Origin of the sequence: Klebsiella sp. DY2415, assembly GCF_026314315.1 — a bacterium.
Taxonomy (GTDB): domain Bacteria; phylum Pseudomonadota; class Gammaproteobacteria; order Enterobacterales; family Enterobacteriaceae; genus Klebsiella; species Klebsiella ornithinolytica.
The window spans coordinates 3,633,712-3,650,197 of sequence record NZ_CP111115.1 but is presented as its reverse complement, the minus strand read 5'-3'; the positions used below and the strand labels follow the sequence as shown (position 1 = coordinate 3,650,197).

At 56.0% G+C, this 16,486-nt stretch carries 11 protein-coding genes and 2 pseudogenes; 4 read left to right on the top strand and 9 right to left on the bottom strand.

Annotated features, from left to right (window positions below):
- The first annotated feature begins 8 nt into the window (after positions 1-8).
- From ldtD to OQV00_RS17385, 3 genes are all read left to right on the top strand, one after another.
- Entirely contained in the window at positions 9-1,799 is a 1,791-nt protein-coding gene (gene ldtD / locus OQV00_RS17395) for a L,D-transpeptidase (RefSeq protein ID WP_044349110.1), read from the top strand.
- Between the two features lie 180 nt (positions 1,800-1,979).
- Positions 1,980-2,531, top strand: coding sequence for a peptidoglycan L,D-endopeptidase MepK (locus OQV00_RS17390; RefSeq protein WP_015584788.1), 552 nt, complete (start codon positions 1,980-1,982; stop codon positions 2,529-2,531).
- A 13-nt stretch (positions 2,532-2,544) separates the two neighbouring features.
- A complete protein-coding gene (locus OQV00_RS17385; RefSeq protein ID WP_015584787.1) occupies positions 2,545-3,192 on the top strand; it encodes an MBL fold metallo-hydrolase in 648 nt (215 codons plus the stop codon).
- A 65-nt stretch (positions 3,193-3,257) separates the two neighbouring features.
- On the opposite strand, the gene aspC is transcribed toward OQV00_RS17385, so the two are convergent.
- From aspC to pncB, 4 genes are all read right to left on the bottom strand, one after another.
- Positions 3,258-4,448 (bottom strand): aspartate transaminase, encoded by a 1,191-nt coding sequence (gene aspC / locus OQV00_RS17380; RefSeq protein ID WP_015584786.1) that lies wholly within the window; start codon positions 4,446-4,448, stop codon positions 3,258-3,260.
- Positions 4,449-4,631: 183 nt separating this feature from the next.
- Entirely contained in the window at positions 4,632-5,714 is a 1,083-nt protein-coding gene (locus tag OQV00_RS17375) for a porin (protein WP_004860110.1), read from the bottom strand.
- Between the two features lie 591 nt (positions 5,715-6,305).
- Positions 6,306-7,706 (bottom strand): asparagine--tRNA ligase, encoded by a 1,401-nt coding sequence (gene asnS / locus OQV00_RS17370; RefSeq protein ID WP_004860113.1) that lies wholly within the window; start codon positions 7,704-7,706, stop codon positions 6,306-6,308.
- A 177-nt stretch (positions 7,707-7,883) separates the two neighbouring features.
- A complete protein-coding gene (pncB, locus tag OQV00_RS17365) occupies positions 7,884-9,086 on the bottom strand; it encodes a nicotinate phosphoribosyltransferase (RefSeq protein ID WP_004860115.1) in 1,203 nt (400 codons plus the stop codon).
- A gap of 330 nt (positions 9,087-9,416) precedes the next feature.
- On the opposite strand from pncB, the gene pepN reads away from it, so the two are divergent.
- Positions 9,417-12,032, top strand: a complete 2,616-nt coding sequence (gene pepN / locus OQV00_RS17360) for an aminopeptidase N (RefSeq protein WP_004860118.1) — start codon at positions 9,417-9,419, stop codon at positions 12,030-12,032.
- 110 nt (positions 12,033-12,142) lie between these two features.
- Here pepN and ssuB read toward each other — a convergent pair whose 3' ends face one another.
- The 5 genes and pseudogenes from ssuB to ssuE form a co-directional block, all read right to left on the bottom strand.
- Positions 12,143-12,916 (bottom strand): aliphatic sulfonates ABC transporter ATP-binding protein, encoded by a 774-nt coding sequence (ssuB, locus tag OQV00_RS17355; RefSeq protein ID WP_004860120.1) that lies wholly within the window; start codon positions 12,914-12,916, stop codon positions 12,143-12,145.
- Positions 12,913-13,703, bottom strand: a pseudogene (gene ssuC / locus OQV00_RS17350) (aliphatic sulfonate ABC transporter permease SsuC). The gene ssuB and the pseudogene ssuC overlap by 4 nt, the downstream one beginning before the upstream one ends.
- 10 nt (positions 13,704-13,713) lie before the next feature.
- Entirely contained in the window at positions 13,714-14,859 is a 1,146-nt protein-coding gene (gene ssuD / locus OQV00_RS17345; RefSeq protein WP_015584716.1) for an FMNH2-dependent alkanesulfonate monooxygenase, read from the bottom strand.
- Positions 14,856-15,818: pseudogene (locus tag OQV00_RS17340) on the bottom strand (aliphatic sulfonate ABC transporter substrate-binding protein). The gene ssuD and the pseudogene OQV00_RS17340 overlap by 4 nt, the downstream one beginning before the upstream one ends.
- A complete protein-coding gene (ssuE, locus tag OQV00_RS17335) occupies positions 15,811-16,386 on the bottom strand; it encodes an NADPH-dependent FMN reductase (RefSeq protein ID WP_004860128.1) in 576 nt (191 codons plus the stop codon). Before ssuE ends, OQV00_RS17340 begins: the two are co-directional and overlap by 8 nt.
- Positions 16,387-16,486 lie beyond the last annotated feature (100 nt).

Below are 16,486 nucleotides of genomic sequence, written 5' to 3'. Positions count from 1 at the left end.
GGCAAGGGATGTTGCTAAAAAAACGGTATGGTCGTCAATTGTCAGCGCTGAGTTTGAGCCTGGCATTTGCATTTGCTCCACTGTTTAATGCCCAGGCCGAAGAGCCTGAAATTGTACCCACGGACAGTTCTGCGACACTGGGAGAACTGTCGTCTGCGCTTATCCAGAGCGATGGTCAATCCGCGGCGGTGGCGAAAATGGCCGGCGAACAGCCGCTGGCTGCCGGTGCCGCAGAAAAAAGCCGCGCCGCGATAACGGCGCTGCTGCCGGCCGGCTATCAGCCCGTGTTTATGAACCCGCTGGTGTCGCTCTATGCGGCCAGAGAGATGAAGCCGATGTGGGAGAACCGCGACGCGGTTCAGGCTTTCCAGCAGCAGCTGGCTGAGGTCGCCATCGCCGGTTTTCAGCCGCAATTTACCACCTGGGTCAGCCTGCTGACCGATCCGGCGGTGAACGGCATGGCTCGCGACATCGTGCTCTCCGACGCCATGATGGGATACCTGCATTTTATCAGCGGTATTCCGGTGCAGGGGAACCGCTGGCTGTACGGAACGAAGCCGTACGCCATGGCGACCCCGCCGCTGTCGGTGATTAATCAGTGGCAGCTGGCGCTGGATAATGGCTCTCTGGTGCCGTTTATTGCCGGACTGGCGCCGAAGCATCCGCAGTATGAGGCGATGCACCGGGCGCTGCTGGCGCTGGTGGCCGACTCCCGTCCGTGGCCGCAGCTGACCAGCAACGCGTCGCTGCGTCCGGGGGAGTGGAGTAACGATATTGGCGCGCTGCGCGAAATTTTACAGCGCAACGGTATGCTCGATGATTCCGCGAAAATTGCGCTGCCGGGGGATGTCGTGAGTCCGTCTGCCGGGAAGAAGAGTAAACCCGCGGCGCGCGGCGTCTACGATCGCCAGCTTGTTGAGGGCGTTAAGCGCTTCCAGGCCTGGCAGGGGCTGGGCGCCGATGGCGTGATTGGTCAATCCACCCGCGACTGGCTCAACGTCTCAGCGGCCCAGCGTGCGGGCGTGCTGGCGTTGAACATTCAGCGCCTGCGTCTGCTGCCGGGCAAACTCTCTACCGGCATTATGGTCAATATTCCGGCCTTTTCTCTGGTCTATTACCAGGATGGCAGTCAGGTGCTGGCATCGCGAGTGATTGTGGGGCGGCCGGACCGTAAAACGCCGATGATGAGCAGCGCGCTAAACAACGTGGTGGTTAACCCGCCGTGGAACGTACCGCCGACGCTGGCGCGCAAAGATATCCTGCCGAAGGTGCGTAACGATCCGGGCTATCTTGAGCAGCATGGTTACACCGTGATGCGCGGCTGGAACAGCAAAGAGGCTATCGACCCGTATCGCGTTGACTGGTCGACGATCACTGAAAACAATCTGCCGTTCCGTTTTCAGCAGGCGCCTGGCGCGCGTAACTCATTGGGGCGCTACAAGTTTAATATGCCCAGCTCCGATGCTATCTATCTGCACGATACGCCGAACCACAATCTGTTCCAGAAAGACGTGCGGGCCTTAAGTTCCGGCTGCGTGCGGGTCAACAAAGCTTCGGAGCTGGCGAATATGCTGCTGCAGGATGCCGGCTGGAATGACACGCGGATTTCTGATGCGCTCAAGCAGGGCGATACCCGCTATGTTAATATCCGCCAGAACATCCCGGTCAATCTCTATTATCTGACCGCCTTCGTCGATGCGGATGGCCGCATGCAATATCGCACAGATATTTACAATTACGATCTCACCGCGCGATCTGGCGCACAAATTCTGGCGAAAGCAGAACAATTAATCAGGTAAATGAAGTAGTTCAACGAATTTCGTTGTCCTAACTCTCAGTGAAAACAGGCCCTGTTCCTCTACAGGGCCCGTATTTACTGGGGTTAGGCTACCTTGACGTTGGCAATAATGCCCGGTAAGGTGCCTTTCGTGCGCCAGAAGTGCATATATTCGATTCATTTACTTGTAGACCTGATTATCATGGACAAATTTGACGCTAATCGCCGCAAATTGCTGGCGTTAGGTGGGGCTGCGCTCGGTGCTGCCGCCATTCTGCCTGCGCCGGCATTTGCCACCCTCTCGACCCCCCGACCGCGTATTCTGACGTTGAATAACCTGCATACTGGTGAATCACTCAAGGCGGAGTTTTTCGATGGCAGAGGCTATATTCAGGATGAATTAGCAAGGCTTAACCATTTTTTCCGTGATTTTCGCGCGAATAAAATTAAGCCAATCGATCCGAGTTTGTTTGATCAACTCTATCGTCTGCAGGGATTACTTGGTACCAATAAACCTGTTCAGCTTATCTCCGGCTATCGTTCCCTTGATACCAATGATGAGCTCCGTGCACGAAGCCGTGGTGTGGCGAAACATAGCTATCACACCAAGGGACAGGCAATGGATTTCCACATAGAAGGCATTTCGTTAAGCAATGTTCGCAAAGCGGCGTTATCTATGGGCGCAGGTGGTGTAGGATACTATCCACGTAGCAACTTTGTGCATATTGATACCGGTCCGGTCAGGCACTGGTAACGAAAGGAGCATCATGAACTATCGTATTATTCCGGTTACCGCGTTCGCTCAGAACTGTTCTTTAATCTGGTGTGAGCAAACCCGGCTCGCTGCGCTGGTCGATCCCGGCGGTGACGCTGAGCGAATCAAACAGGAAGTCTCGGCAGCAGGCGTCAGCCTGATGCAGATTTTGCTCACCCACGGCCATCTCGATCACGTTGGTGCGGCGGCCGAACTGGCACAGCACTATGGCGTGCCGATTATCGGACCGGAAAAAGAAGATGAGTTCTGGCTGGAAGGTCTGCCGGCGCAGAGCCGGATGTTTGGTCTGGAGGATTGCCAGCCCCTGCAGCCGGACCGCTGGCTCAATGAAGGCGACGTCGTCAGCGTGGGGAATATTTCTCTGCAGGTGCTGCACTGTCCCGGGCATACGCCAGGGCACGTGGTCTTTTTTGATGAGGCTTCCCGGCTGCTGATTTCCGGCGATGTCATTTTCAAAGGTGGCGTTGGGCGCAGCGACTTCCCGCGCGGCGACCACGGTCAGCTGATTGATGCGATTAAACGTAAATTACTGCCTTTGGGTGATGATGTGACGTTTATTCCCGGTCACGGGCCGATGTCGACGCTGGGCTATGAGCGCCAGCACAACCCTTTCCTGCAGGATGAAATGCCCGTCTGGTAATACTTCCCGACGGAAAATATAAAAAAGGCCGCGCAAGCGGCCTTTATTTTTTGCCAGCGATGCTATTACAGCACGGCGACAATCGCTTCACACAGCGGCGCCATGTTGTCTGGCGTCATACCGGCGACGTTGATACGCCCGGAAGCTACGGCGTAGACCCCGAACTCTTCACGCAGACGCAGCACCTGCTCTTTGGTCAGGCCGCTGAACGAGAACATCCCGTTTTGCTTGATGATGAAAGAGAAGTCGCGGTTGGCCCCTTTTTCCTGCAGGGTATTGACGAACAGCAGACGCATACGCTGAATACGCTGGCGCATATCGGTCAGCTCTTGTTCCCAGATAGCACGCAGTGCATCGTTGCTGAGGATCGTCGCTACCACCGACGCGCCGTGCGCAGGCGGGTTGGAGTAGTTCGCACGAATCGCCGACTTCATCTGCGTGAAAGCGCGGTCAACGGTTTCGGCATCCGCCGCAACCAGCGTGCAGGCACCCACGCGTTCGTTGTACAGACCAAAGTTCTTCGAGTAGGAGCTCGCAACCAGCAGCTCTTTATGCAGCGCAACGAACGCGCGCAGACCTTCGGCATCTTCTTCCAGACCGCGGGCAAAGCCCTGGTAGGCGAAGTCGAACAGCGGCAGCCAGCCTTTCTCAACGGACAGCTGTGCCAGCTGCTGCCACTGCTCCAGCGTAGGATCGATACCGGTTGGGTTATGGCAGCAGCCATGGAACAGAACCACGTCGCCCGCCTGTGCTTCATTGAGGCTTGCCAGCATACCGTCGAAGTCGAGGGTATGGTTGGCCGCATCGTAATAGGCGTATTCGCGCACTTCCAGGCCTGCGGAATTAAATACGCTTTTGTGGTTCGGCCAGCTCGGGTTGCTTACCCAGACGCGTTTTACAGCGGTGTTCTTCGCCAGGAAGTCAGCGGCAACGCGCAGAGCGCCGGTGCCGCCAGGGGTTTGGGCGGTACGTGCGCGCTTATCGCTGATGATTGCGCTTCCTTTACCGAACAGCAGTTCCTGGGTGCAGCGACCAAATTCCGCAATACCGTCGATACCCAGATAGTTTTTTGTGGTTTCATTTTCCAGCAGATACTGTTCTGCTTTTTTAACGCTGGTCAGGACCGGGGTTTTACCCGTTTCATCTTTGTAAACACCAATCCCGAGGTTAATTTTAGTCGGGCGGTCATCGGCACGAAACAGATCGGCCAGGCCTAAAATGGGGTCGGCAGGGGCGGCAGTAATGTTCTCAAACATGACGAGGTTCCATTGTGATTACTGAGGGAATTTCGCTATCAGGGTAACGGGAGATTTACAAATTGCCAACCGTTTGCGACAAAAAGCGAGAAGGTTTTCGAAAGTTACGATCTTTATCTTAGTAATGTAGAAAAGCAGGACCGAAGTCCTGCTTTTTAGGCATATCACGAAGGGGTGTACTGATTAGAACTGGTAAACGATACCTACTGCAGCCTGGTCATCGGTGGACACTTTAGCCGTTTCGGTATAGCTGTTGTCGTCCAGCAGGTTGAATTTGTATGCTGCGTAGACGTTCATGTTCTTGTTGAAGTAGTACCAGGTACCCACTTCGATGTATTTAACCAAGTCAGCATCGCCGCCGGAGAAACCGGTACGACCCTGCAGGTTTTTACCTTTAGTCTGAACGTAGCCGATGGACGGACGCAGACCGAAGTCGAACTGATACTGAGCAACGGCTTCGAAGTTCTGAGTTTTGCCAGCGAAGTAGTTCGCCTGGTTTTCCGGGGTCATGTTGTAGGTCTGAGAGTACATGACTGCTGCGTAGATGTTGTTTGCGTCGTACTTAGCGGAGGTTGCCCACGCTTCAGCTTTGTCGCCGTTACCGTCAGCTTTCTGCGCGACGCTACGGTTAGAAGAGGCGTAACCAGCAGACAGCGCGATACCGTTGTCAAATGCATAGGTTGCAGAGGTGCTGACGCCGTCGCCGTTTTGTTTCTGGATAGCACGGCTGCTGTCGTTTTTACCCTGGTACTGCAGCGCGAAGCTCAGACCGTCAACCAGACCGAAGAAGTCAGAGTTACGGTAGGTTGCTACGCCGTTGGTACGGCCGGTCATGAAGTTGTCGGTGTAGTTCCAACCGTCGCCGCCCCACTCAACCAGCATATCGGTTGCGGATTCAACGTCGTAGATAGCACCGTAGTTACGGCCGTAGTCGAATGAACCGTATTCACCCGCTTTCAGACCCGCGAAGGCCAGACGAGTTTTGGTACCCTGGGAACCTTCAACGTTGGACGCATCCATGTTGTATTCCCACTGGCCGTAACCGGTCAGCTGATCGTTGATCTGGGTTTCGCCTTTCAGGCCGATACGTGCATAGGTGGTGTCGCTGCTGTTGGTGTCACCATTGGTGGTCCAGACGTGCTCACCAACCATTTTCCCGTAGAAGTCCAGTTTGTTGCCGTTTTTGTTATAGATTTCTGCAGCGTTAGCTGCGCCGGCTACCAGCAGGGCAGGGATTACCACTGCCAGAATATTGCGCTTCATCATTATTTATTACCCTCATTAATATTTTTATATGAACACTTGCCACTGCCGCCAATAAATTCCGTCAATAAAAATTTACAGAACTATTGATGATAGTTTGGTGTCTGAAGGCATCTTTCCATCCGCGCCAGCGTTTCGCTAGCCGGAAAATGCTACCAATGTCGCATATGAGTAACAAGACGAAAGAGTGTGTAACTAAATGTGTATTTTTTGGAACTTTGTGAACTCAATCAAAATTCCGTTCCACTTTGCTCGCAAAACAGACAGACCATATATATCTATATGAATTAATTATGATTAATTTAGATAAAGGCCCGTTTGTGCATTTTATGTCTGCATTTCGCTTTTTTTTCGCTCAGCATTTGTCTTTACATCTTGTGCTGCGTGAGGTTAAAAAATGAACAAAATTATCAGGCATTTCGTCGATGAATGAACATAAGGTGCGGTTTGGCGTGCAGGAACAAGTCGTAATAGTGAGTAACATAAATGTGAACTGGAAGGGTTGATGTTTAAATTTCTTGATATTCATTAACAGAGCCTGACATAAAAAAAGGCCAGCTTACGCTGGCCTTCGGCAATGATAAGAAAAATTAATCAGAATGTGGCGTTGCGCGGAGTCCGCGGGAACGGGATCACATCACGCACGTTTTGTACGCCGGTGACATAGGCGATCAGGCGCTCAAAGCCCAGGCCGAAGCCGGAGTGCGGTACGGTGCCGTAACGACGCAGGTCGCGGTACCACCAGTAGTCTTCTTTATTAAGACCCATCTCCGCCATACGCGCGTCAAGCACATCCAGGCGCTCTTCACGCTGGGAACCCCCGATGATTTCACCGATGCCAGGCGCCAGAACGTCCATGGCGGCGACGGTTTTACCGTCTTCATTAAGGCGCATATAGAACGCCTTAATGTCTTTCGGATAGTTTTTCACGACCACCGGCGCTTTGAAGTGTTCTTCAGCCAGGTAGCGCTCGTGCTCGGAAGAGAGGTCCACGCCCCAGTAAACCGGGTTTTCAAACTGCTTACCGCAGTTTTCCAGAATGGTGACGGCGTCGGTGTAATCGACCTGAGCGAAGTCGGCATCAATAAAGCGCTCCAGACGGGAAACGGCTTCTTTATCCACGCGCTCGGCGAAGAACTTCATATCGTCCGCTCGTTCTTCCAGTACCGCCTTAAAGACGTATTTCAGCATGGCTTCCGCCAGGCCTGCAACGTCGTTCAGGTTGGCAAACGCGACCTCCGGTTCCAGCATCCAGAATTCCGCAAGGTGGCGGCTGGTGTTGGAGTTTTCGGCACGGAAGGTTGGGCCAAAGGTGTAGATTTTAGACAGCGCGCAGGCATAGGTCTCACCGTTCAACTGGCCGGATACGGTCAGGAACGACTCTTTACCGAAGAAGTCTTTATCGAAATCTACTTTGCCCTGATCGTTACGCGGCAGGTTTTCCAGATCCAGCGTGGAGACACGGAACATTTCACCCGCGCCCTCGGTATCGGAAGCGGTAATCAGCGGCGTGGAAACCCAGAAGAAGCCCTGCTCGTCAAAGAAGCGATGCAGCGCTTGTGCCAGGGTATGACGTACGCGAGCGACCGCGCCAATCAGGTTGGTACGTGGACGCAGGTGCGCAACTTCACGCAGATACTCGATGCTGTGACGCTTAGCGGCCATCGGATAGGTATCCGGATCTTCTACCCAACCTGTCACTTCAACGTGGCTGGCCTGGATTTCAAAACTTTGACCCTGGCCTTGAGATGCCACGATTTTACCCGTAATGACGACCGAGCAGCCGGTGGTCAGGCGCAGCACTTCCTGATTGTAATTGGGCAGAGAATTATTAATAACGGCCTGTACAGGATCAAAGCAGGAACCGTCATAGACGGCCAGGAAGGAAAAGCCAGCTTTTGAATCTCGGCGGGTACGTACCCATCCGCGCACGGTGACTTCGCTGTCAACGGCAACACGGCCCTGGAGTACGTCGGCTACAGGCACAACGCTCATAATAGTCTCTCTATTCGTAGTCCAATAAAAAAATCTGTATCCCCCGATAATGGGGGATATCTATGTTACCTGTCATCTTCCATCAGACAAGCAGATTTCGCACCATCAAGGGGAGTTTTCGGAAATAAATAAAGAACAAGGAGCCAGAACGGCTCCTTGCGATGATTAATGTGGTGATTAACTGGCCTTTTTCACCGGCGGAAGGTCAAAGGCTTTACGCAGTGCCCGGACAAAAGCCTTGTCGTGACAGATGGTTTTCCCCGGGCTGTCGGAGAGTTTCGCGACCGGTTTACCGTTACATTCCACCAGTTTTATCACGATGTTTAGCGGTTTAACCTGTGGGATGTCGCAGGTTAAACGCGTGCCAATGCCGAAGCTCAGATTGACCCGCGAAGAGAAGTGGCGATAGAGATCGACGGCTTTTGCCAGATCGAGGTTATCGGAAAAGACCAGCACTTTACTCATGGGGTCGATCCCCAGCTTCTGGTAATGGGCGATGGCTTTTTCGCCCCACTCGACAGGGTCGCCGGAATCGTGGCGCAGCCCCTGGTAGCGGCTGGCAAATTCCGGGCCGAAATCGCGCAGGAAAGCATCCATGGTAATGCAGTCGGTGAGAGCGATACCGAGTTTGTCAGGATACTCTTCCAGCCAGGCTGCCAGCGCCGCGCGCTGGCTGTTGGCTAAACTGGGGCTGATTTGCTGATGCGCCTGGAACCATTCATGCGCCTGGGTGCCCATTGGCGTCAGATGAAGCCGGCGAGCCAGATCGTAGTTGCTGGTACCGATAAACCACGGCTCCTGCTGCAGGCGTTCGACGATGGCCTGCTGCACTTCACGCGAGAAGCGACGACGGGTGCCGAAGTCCATCAGACGGAAGTGGCTGAGATCGAGGCCGGCGGTGATTTGTGCAAAATCAGCCAGCTTGTGTTCGAGGGTTTCCAGCGCTAAATCGACGCTGATTTCCGGCGAGCGGTAATGATGGACCAGCTCGCTAATCACCGCCAGCAGCGGAACTTCCCACATGATGACTTCACGCCACGGGCCGGACAGGCGAATATTTAACTTGCCGTTTTCATTGTTGACGGTGACCTGGCCCGGGTCGTAACGGAAGTCGCGTAGCCAGTCGAGATAATCCTGAGAAAAGAACGGCAGGGTAGACAACCAGTGATATTCATCGTCCTGCAGCTTCAGGTCGCGCATGGTTTCAACCTGCTCGCGAATTGCGTCGGCGTAGATACCGAGCAGATCGTCCCCGCGGCAGCGGAACTCCGCCGCAACGTGTACATCGCCGTAGCGGTGGAAGACAGCCTGCTGCATGTGCAGCTTGTATGCGTCCGTATCGAGCAGCGAGTGCAGTACAGGAGAAGTGAATTGTGTCATGGTGCGCAGTAGCGTCCTCTCACTGGAGCGTTTCCATCAAAAACCGAAGCAGAAAAAAGGAGGCGGAGTATACCTTTATTACCCGACTCTGTCCCGCAGTGACGGTCGATGGCGACGCTGGCGGTCATTTGCGAGGCCTAGTTTAATATATTGAACAGGGATCACACCACAAGCTTTGCACCCGGTCGAGCGCATTTCGTGCCTCTTGTGTTATCAATATGTAGCAATTTTCGTGTTTAGCGTTGAAAAGATGAAGATTCTGCATAGCGCGATCTACACAACAGGAATAGACTGGGTTTGACACTTTATGGAACATGCTAAAGGTTTTTTATGACACAACAGCCCCAAGCCAAATACCGCCACGACTACCGTGCGCCGGATTATCTCATTAGCGATATCGATTTGACCTTTGACCTGGATGCCGAGAAAACCGTGGTTACGGCTGAGAGCAAAGTCTCCCGTCACGCGGCGGCGTCCGATGTGCCGTTGCGTCTGGATGGTGAAGATCTGACGTTGGTCTCCCTGCAGGTGGATGGCCAGCCGTGGAGCAACTATAAAGAAGAAAATAACCAGCTGGTGATTGGCGGATTGCCGGAACATTTCACCCTGACCATCGTCAATGAAATCAGCCCGGCGGCGAATACTGCCCTGGAAGGTCTCTATCAGTCTGGCGAAGCCCTGTGCACCCAGTGCGAGGCGGAAGGTTTCCGTCACATTACCTGGTATCTGGATCGTCCGGATGTGCTGGCCCGCTTCACCACCAAAATTATCGCCGACAAAACGAAATATCCGTACCTGCTCTCCAACGGCAACCGCGTGGCGCAGGGCGAGCTGGAAAATGGTCGTCACTGGATCCAGTGGCAGGACCCGTTCCCGAAACCGTGCTATCTCTTTGCGCTGGTGGCCGGCGACTTCGACGTATTGCGCGATACCTTTAAAACCCGTTCCGGGCGAGAAGTTGCGCTGGAGCTGTTCGTTGACCGCGGCAATCTCGACCGCGCGCCGTGGGCGATGACCTCGCTGAAGAACTCGATGAAATGGGACGAAACCCGTTTTGGTCTCGAGTACGATCTCGACATCTATATGATTGTCGCCGTCGACTTCTTTAATATGGGAGCGATGGAGAACAAAGGGCTGAACGTCTTTAACTCCAAATACGTACTGGCCCGCACCGATACCGCCACCGATAAAGATTATCTCGATATTGAACGCGTCATCGGCCACGAATACTTCCATAACTGGACCGGCAACCGCGTGACCTGCCGCGACTGGTTCCAGCTGAGCCTGAAAGAAGGGCTGACCGTGTTCCGCGATCAGGAGTTCAGCTCCGATCTCGGTTCGCGCGCGGTGAACCGGATTAACAACGTGCGTACCATGCGCGGTCTGCAGTTCGCTGAGGATGCCAGCCCGATGGCCCATCCGATTCGCCCGGATAGCGTCATCGAGATGAATAACTTCTATACCCTGACGGTGTATGAGAAGGGGGCGGAAGTGATCCGCATGCTCCATACGCTGCTGGGCGAAGAGAATTTCCAGAAAGGGATGCAGCTGTACTTCGAACGCCACGACGGCAGCGCCGCCACCTGCGACGATTTTGTCCAGGCGATGGAGGATGCCTCTAACGTCGACCTGTCGCATTTCCGTCGCTGGTACAGCCAGTCCGGCACGCCGGTGGTGAGCGTCCATGATGACTACAACCCGGAAACCGAACAGTACACCTTAACCATCAGCCAGCGTACGCCGCCGACCGCGGAACAGCCGGAGAAACAGCCGCTGCATATTCCGTTTGATATCGAACTGTATGATAACGAAGGGAAGGTGATCCCGCTGCAGAAAGGGGGCCACCCGGTGCATCACGTGCTCAATGTGACCCAGGCCGAGCAGACTTTTGTCTTCGACAACGTCTACTTCCAGCCGGTACCGGCGCTGCTGTGCGAGTTTTCCGCCCCGGTGAAGCTGGAATATAAATGGAGCGACCAGCAGCTCACCTTCCTGATGCGCCACGCGCGCAACGACTTCTCCCGCTGGGATGCTGCGCAGAGCCTGCTGGCAACCTATATCAAGCTGAACGTCAACCGCCATCAGCAGGGCCAGCCGCTGTCGCTGCCGGTTCACGTTGCCGATGCGTTCCGCGCGATTTTGCTGGATGAGAAGATCGATCCGGCGCTGGCGGCTGAAATTCTGACGTTGCCTTCCGCCAATGAAATCGCTGAGCTGTTTGCGATCATCGATCCGATCGCCATTGCGGCGGTCCGTGAAGCGTTGACCCGCACGCTTGCAAAAGAGCTGGCGGACGAGTTCCTCGCGGTTTACAACGTCAACAAGCTGGCGAGCTATCGTGTGGAACACGCCGATATCGGCAAGCGTTCACTGCGCAATACCTGCCTGCGCTATCTGGCGTTTGGCGACGTTGAGCTGGCGGATAAGCTGGTCGTCGCCCAGTATCATCAGGCCGACAACATGACCGATGCGCTGGCTGCCCTGTCGGCCGCGGTTGCCGCGCAGCTGCCTTGCCGTGATGCGCTGATGCAGGAGTATGATGACAAATGGCACCAGGACGGCCTGGTAATGGATAAATGGTTTATCCTGCAGTCCACCAGCCCGGCGGACAATGTTCTGGAGACGGTACGCGGTCTGCTGAATCACCGCTCGTTTAGTATGAGCAACCCGAACCGCGTACGCTCGCTGATTGGCGCGTTTGCCGGCAGTAACCCGGCGGCATTCCACGCCGAAGATGGCAGTGGCTATCAGTTCATGGTGGAGATGCTGACCGAGCTCAACAGCCGCAACCCGCAGGTGGCGTCCCGGTTGATTGAGCCGTTGATTCGGCTGAAACGCTACGATGCTAAACGCCAGGCGCTGATGCGCGCGGCGCTGGAACAGCTGAAAGGTCTGGAGAATCTCTCCGGGGATCTGTTCGAAAAAATCAGTAAGGCGCTGGCGTAACGGGGCAGGACTCCCGGATAACGGCGCGGATGCGCCTTATCCGGGCTATTCACAACCTCAGACCGTCGCCCCGACAGCTGCAGCGTCGCCGGGGCGATCTTCGGGCGGGATTAACCGTGGCTCAATAAGCGCGGCGCCGATTCGCTCTTGCCACGTTTCATGACTCGGTTCAGTACCTCGGCTTCCAGTTCAGCCAGCCTGGCCGATCCGGTCCGCCGCGGCCGCGGAATATCGACGGCGACATCGAGGCCAATTTTCCCTTCTTCAATCAACAGCACCCGGTCCGCCATGGCCACCGCCTCACTCACATCGTGTGTGACCAGCAGTACGGTAAAACCGTATTCTTCCCACAGCGAGACGATCAGATCCTGCATCTCCAGCCGGGTTAACGCATCCAGCGCGCCCAGCGGTTCATCGAGAAGCAGCAGGCGAGGACGATGAATCAGCGCGCGGGCCAGCGCAACGCGCTGTTTTTGTCCGCCGGAGAGGGCTGCTGGCCAGTCGCCGGCGCGGTTTTCCAGGCCAACGCTGGCCAGCGCCTGCAGGGCGGCATCACGCCATTGCCCCTTCAGCCCAAGACCGACGTTGTCTATCACCGTTTTCCACGGCAGCAGCCGCGAGTCCTGGAACATCATGCGACTGTCTTCCTGGACCTGCGCCAGCGGCGTTGAGCCGGCCAGCAGCTCGCCACCATTGGGTTTTTCGAGCCCGGCCAGCAGACGCAGCAGGGTACTTTTGCCGCCGCCGCTGCGCCCGACCACCGCGACAAACTGCCCGGTCGGAATATGTAAATCCAGTGCGTTAAGAATGGTATTTTCGCCGTAGCGTTTGGTCACGCCGTTAAGCAACAGCGGGATCCCTGGGTTCAGACGGGCAGTGGTCATGCGTTGGCCTCCTGAAGATGATAAGCCGGGTTCCAGCGTAGCCAGACGCGTTCCAGCAGCTGCGCGCTGAAGTCGGCCAGTTTGCCAAGAATGGCGTAAAGAATAATGGCGACGACCACCACATCCGTTTGTAAAAACTCCCGCGCATTCATCGCCAGATAGCCGATGCCGGCGTTAGCGGAGATGGTTTCGGCGACAATCAGCGTTAACCACATCAGCCCGAGGGCGAAGCGGATGCCGACCATTATTGAGGGCAGGGCCCCCGGCAGAATCACATGGCGGAACAGGGCGAAGCCGGACAGGCCATAGCTACGCGCCATTTCCACCAGCCCGCGATCGATATTGCGGATGCCGTGCCAGGTATTAATGTAGATCGGGAACATGGTCCCCAGCGCGACGAGGAAGATCTTGGCGCTTTCATCAATGCCGAACCATAAAATAACCAGCGGAATCAACGCCAGATGCGGGACGTTACGCAGCATCTGAATCGAGGTATCCAGCAGACGCTCCCCCAACGCGACAGACCGCTGATCAGGCCCAGCACCAGCCCGATGGAACCGCCGATGGCGAAGCCCAGCAGAGCACGCCACGAACTGATGGCCAGGTGTTGCCACAGTTCGCCGCTGGCGGAAAGCGTCCAGAAGGCCTTGAGCACCCCCTCCGGAGAGGGAAGGATGCGGGTGGATAACCAGCCCACGGAAGAGGCGAGCTGCCAGATGATGACGGTCCCCACCGGCAGAAGCCAGGGGGCAACCCGCAGCAGCAGCTTTTGCGCAGACGTAGCCATGGCGTGCTCCTTAGCTTTGTGCGACTTTGCGCGGAATAAACTCGTTTGCCACCGCCTCGCCCTGCAGACCCAGAGGTTGCGGTTGCGGAATCGACGGGATAGTGACATCCAGCAGCGGGAACAGCAGTTCGCCGACGCGATAAGCCTCTTCAAGATGCGGATAGCCGGAGAAGATGAAGCTATCGATACCCAGCGCCGCATATTCATTGATTCGTTCGGCCACGGTAGCCGCATCGCCGACCAGAGCGGTTCCCGCCCCTCCGCGTGCCAGTCCGACGCCAGCCCACAGATTAGGGCTGATTTCAAGCTTGTCGCGCCGACCGTTGTGCAACGCGGCCATCCGCTGCTGTCCGACGGAATCGGTTTTGGCAAAGGCGGCCTGCGCCCGGGCAATGGTATCGTCATCAAGATGCGAGATGAGGCTTTCGGCCGCTTCCCAGGCCTCTTCATTGGTTTCCCGGACAATCACATGCAGACGAATACCGAAACGGACCCTACGACCGTGGCGGGCGGCTTTTTCACGCACCTGGGCGATTTTTTCCGCAACCTGCTCCGGGGGCTCTCCCCAGGTGAGATAGAGATCGACCTGCTCGGCGGCGAGATCCTGCGCCACGTCGGACGACCCGCCAAAGTAGAGCGGCGGGCGCGGCTGCTGCAGGGGAGGGAATAGCAGCTTCGCGCCGCGTACCCGCTGATGTTTTCCATTGAAGGTCACGGTTTCACCTTCCATCAGGCGGCGCCAGATATGAGTAAATTCAGCAGAGGCTTCGTAACGTTCGGTATGGTCGAGGAAAACCCCGTCGCCGGCGAGCTCCTGCGGATCGCTGCCGGTCACCAGGTTAAACAACGCCCGGCCGTTAGACAGGCGGTCGAGCGTCGCGGCCTGGCGGGCGGCGACAGTCGGGGAGGTCACGCTCGGGCGCAGGGCGACAAGAAATTTCAGACGCTGGGTGACGGGAATCATCGAAGCAGCAACCAGCCACGCATCTTCACAGGAACGTCCGGTCGGGATCAGGACGCCGGTAAAACCGAGGCGATCCGCGGTTTGCGCAATTTGCTGCAGGTAGCCGTAATCAACCGGGCGGGCGCCCTCTTCAGTCCCCAGGTAGCGACCATCACCGTGGGTCGGTAAAAACCAGAACATATTCAGACTCATGATTTTGCTCCTTGTGCGGTTGCGGGCAGCCAGATGCGGGTACGGATGTCGACTTTTTTCGGCACCAGCTTATTCTCGTAGAACAGATCGGCGGTTTGCTGCTGCCGGGCGGCGGTTTCGCTACTGACCGGAGTGATGGTGGTCGGCGGCCGATGATCCAGATAGCTGGCGATCACCGCTTCAGGGAGTCCCATCGTTTTTGCCAGCAGGGTAATGCTCTACGGGCGTTGGCTCAGCGTCAGGGCATCCGCCTGGCTGAATGTATCGAGCACGCCGCTAATAAAGGCGCCGTTCTTTTCTGCATAGGGGCGCGAAGCCAGATAGAAAGAGCCGGTTTGTTTCAGATCGGTTCCGTCTTTAAGCACCCGGGCGCTCGCTTGTTGCAGAGCGGCTGAATAGTAGGGATCCCAGATAGCCCAGGCATCAACATTGCCCTGTTGAAACGCCGCGCGGGCGTCCGCGGGGGCAAGATAAACGGGCTGAATATCGCTGAATTTCAGTCCCGCCTGCTGCAATGCCCTTAGCAGCAGGTTGTGGGAGCTGGAGCCTTTCTGAAACGCGACTTTGCGACCCTTCAGTTCAGCGACGGTTTTGATTGGGCTATTTTCCGCAACCAGAATCACTTCCGCTTTTGGCTTCGGCGGTTCCGAGCCGACGTAAACCAGATCGGCTCCGGCGGCCTGGGCGAAAATCGGTGGGATATCGCCGGTACTCCCCAGATCGATACTGCCGACGTTTAGCGCTTCAAGCATTTGCGGACCGGCGGGAAATTCTACCCAGGAGATGTTGGTGTTCGGGTAGCGCTTTTCCAGCAGCTGATGGCTTTTAGCCAGCACCATACTGACGCTGCCTTTTTGGTAGCCGATGCGCAGCGCGTCCGGCGCGGATTGTGCGGCATGGCTCAGGGCCGATAGCGTCAGCAACCCGCCCAGCGCGAGAGTTCTGAAAAGGTTATGCATGTTCCACCCCGCGGAGGGTCTTGAGCGCGGGAGCGCGGCTGGTCGGGCGATGCAGCGCCTGCCAGAAGGTCTCCAGCGCCAGATCGAGCCGCCCCTGCAGATTAGGGGTAAACTGCGGTTTATGTTGATAGTCGGTGACCTGGCTATCGTCGGCAAACACTCCGTGCAGAATCTCCTGCGCTTTCAGGGCGTTGAGCACCGGCTTCAGCGCATAATCCACCGCCAGCATGTGGGCGATCGTGCCGCCGGTCGCCAGAGGCAGGACGATTTTTCCCTCCAGCGCCCGTTCCGGGAGCAGGTCGAGCAGCGTCTTCAGCGCGCCGGAAAAAGAGGCTTTATAGACCGGGGTTGCGATGATAAGCCCGTCGGCGCCTGCCAGCTGTTCATTCAGCGTATGTAATGCCGGGTTATCGAAGCGAGCATACAGCAGGTCTTCCGGAGCAAAATTTTGCAGATGCCAGTGGCAGACTTCAACATCTGCCGCGGAGAGCGTCTCTCTGGCATATTCCAGAAGCGCGCTGGAACGGGAAGGGTAACGCGGACTGCCCGCAAGTGTAATGACACGCATCTTCTCTCTCCTTATAACCAAATGTTTGCATTTATCTATAATTGATAACATTTAATGGCAGTGTGACAGAGCCGATTTATTTCCCTAAATGATTTTTCCA

Bases quoted from the DNA above. Each gene is read 5' to 3' on its own strand.
- pepN (WP_004860118.1), top strand. From the start codon at position 9,417: ATGACACAACAGCCCCAAGCCAAATACCGCCACGACTACCGTGCGCCG.
- OQV00_RS17385 (WP_015584787.1), top strand. From the start codon at position 2,545: ATGAACTATCGTATTATTCCGGTTACCGCGTTCGCTCAGAACTGTTCT.
- ssuD (WP_015584716.1), bottom strand. From the start codon at position 14,859: ATGAGTCTGAATATGTTCTGGTTTTTACCGACCCACGGTGATGGTCGC.
- ssuE (WP_004860128.1), bottom strand. From the start codon at position 16,386: ATGCGTGTCATTACACTTGCGGGCAGTCCGCGTTACCCTTCCCGTTCC.
- OQV00_RS17375 (WP_004860110.1), bottom strand. From the start codon at position 5,714: ATGATGAAGCGCAATATTCTGGCAGTGGTAATCCCTGCCCTGCTGGTA.
- aspC (WP_015584786.1), bottom strand. From the start codon at position 4,448: ATGTTTGAGAACATTACTGCCGCCCCTGCCGACCCCATTTTAGGCCTG.
- asnS (WP_004860113.1), bottom strand. From the start codon at position 7,706: ATGAGCGTTGTGCCTGTAGCCGACGTACTCCAGGGCCGTGTTGCCGTT.
- ssuB (WP_004860120.1), bottom strand. From the start codon at position 12,916: ATGACCACTGCCCGTCTGAACCCAGGGATCCCGCTGTTGCTTAACGGC.
- pncB (WP_004860115.1), bottom strand. From the start codon at position 9,086: ATGACACAATTCACTTCTCCTGTACTGCACTCGCTGCTCGATACGGAC.
- OQV00_RS17390 (WP_015584788.1), top strand. From the start codon at position 1,980: ATGGACAAATTTGACGCTAATCGCCGCAAATTGCTGGCGTTAGGTGGG.
- ldtD (WP_044349110.1), top strand. From the start codon at position 9: ATGTTGCTAAAAAAACGGTATGGTCGTCAATTGTCAGCGCTGAGTTTG.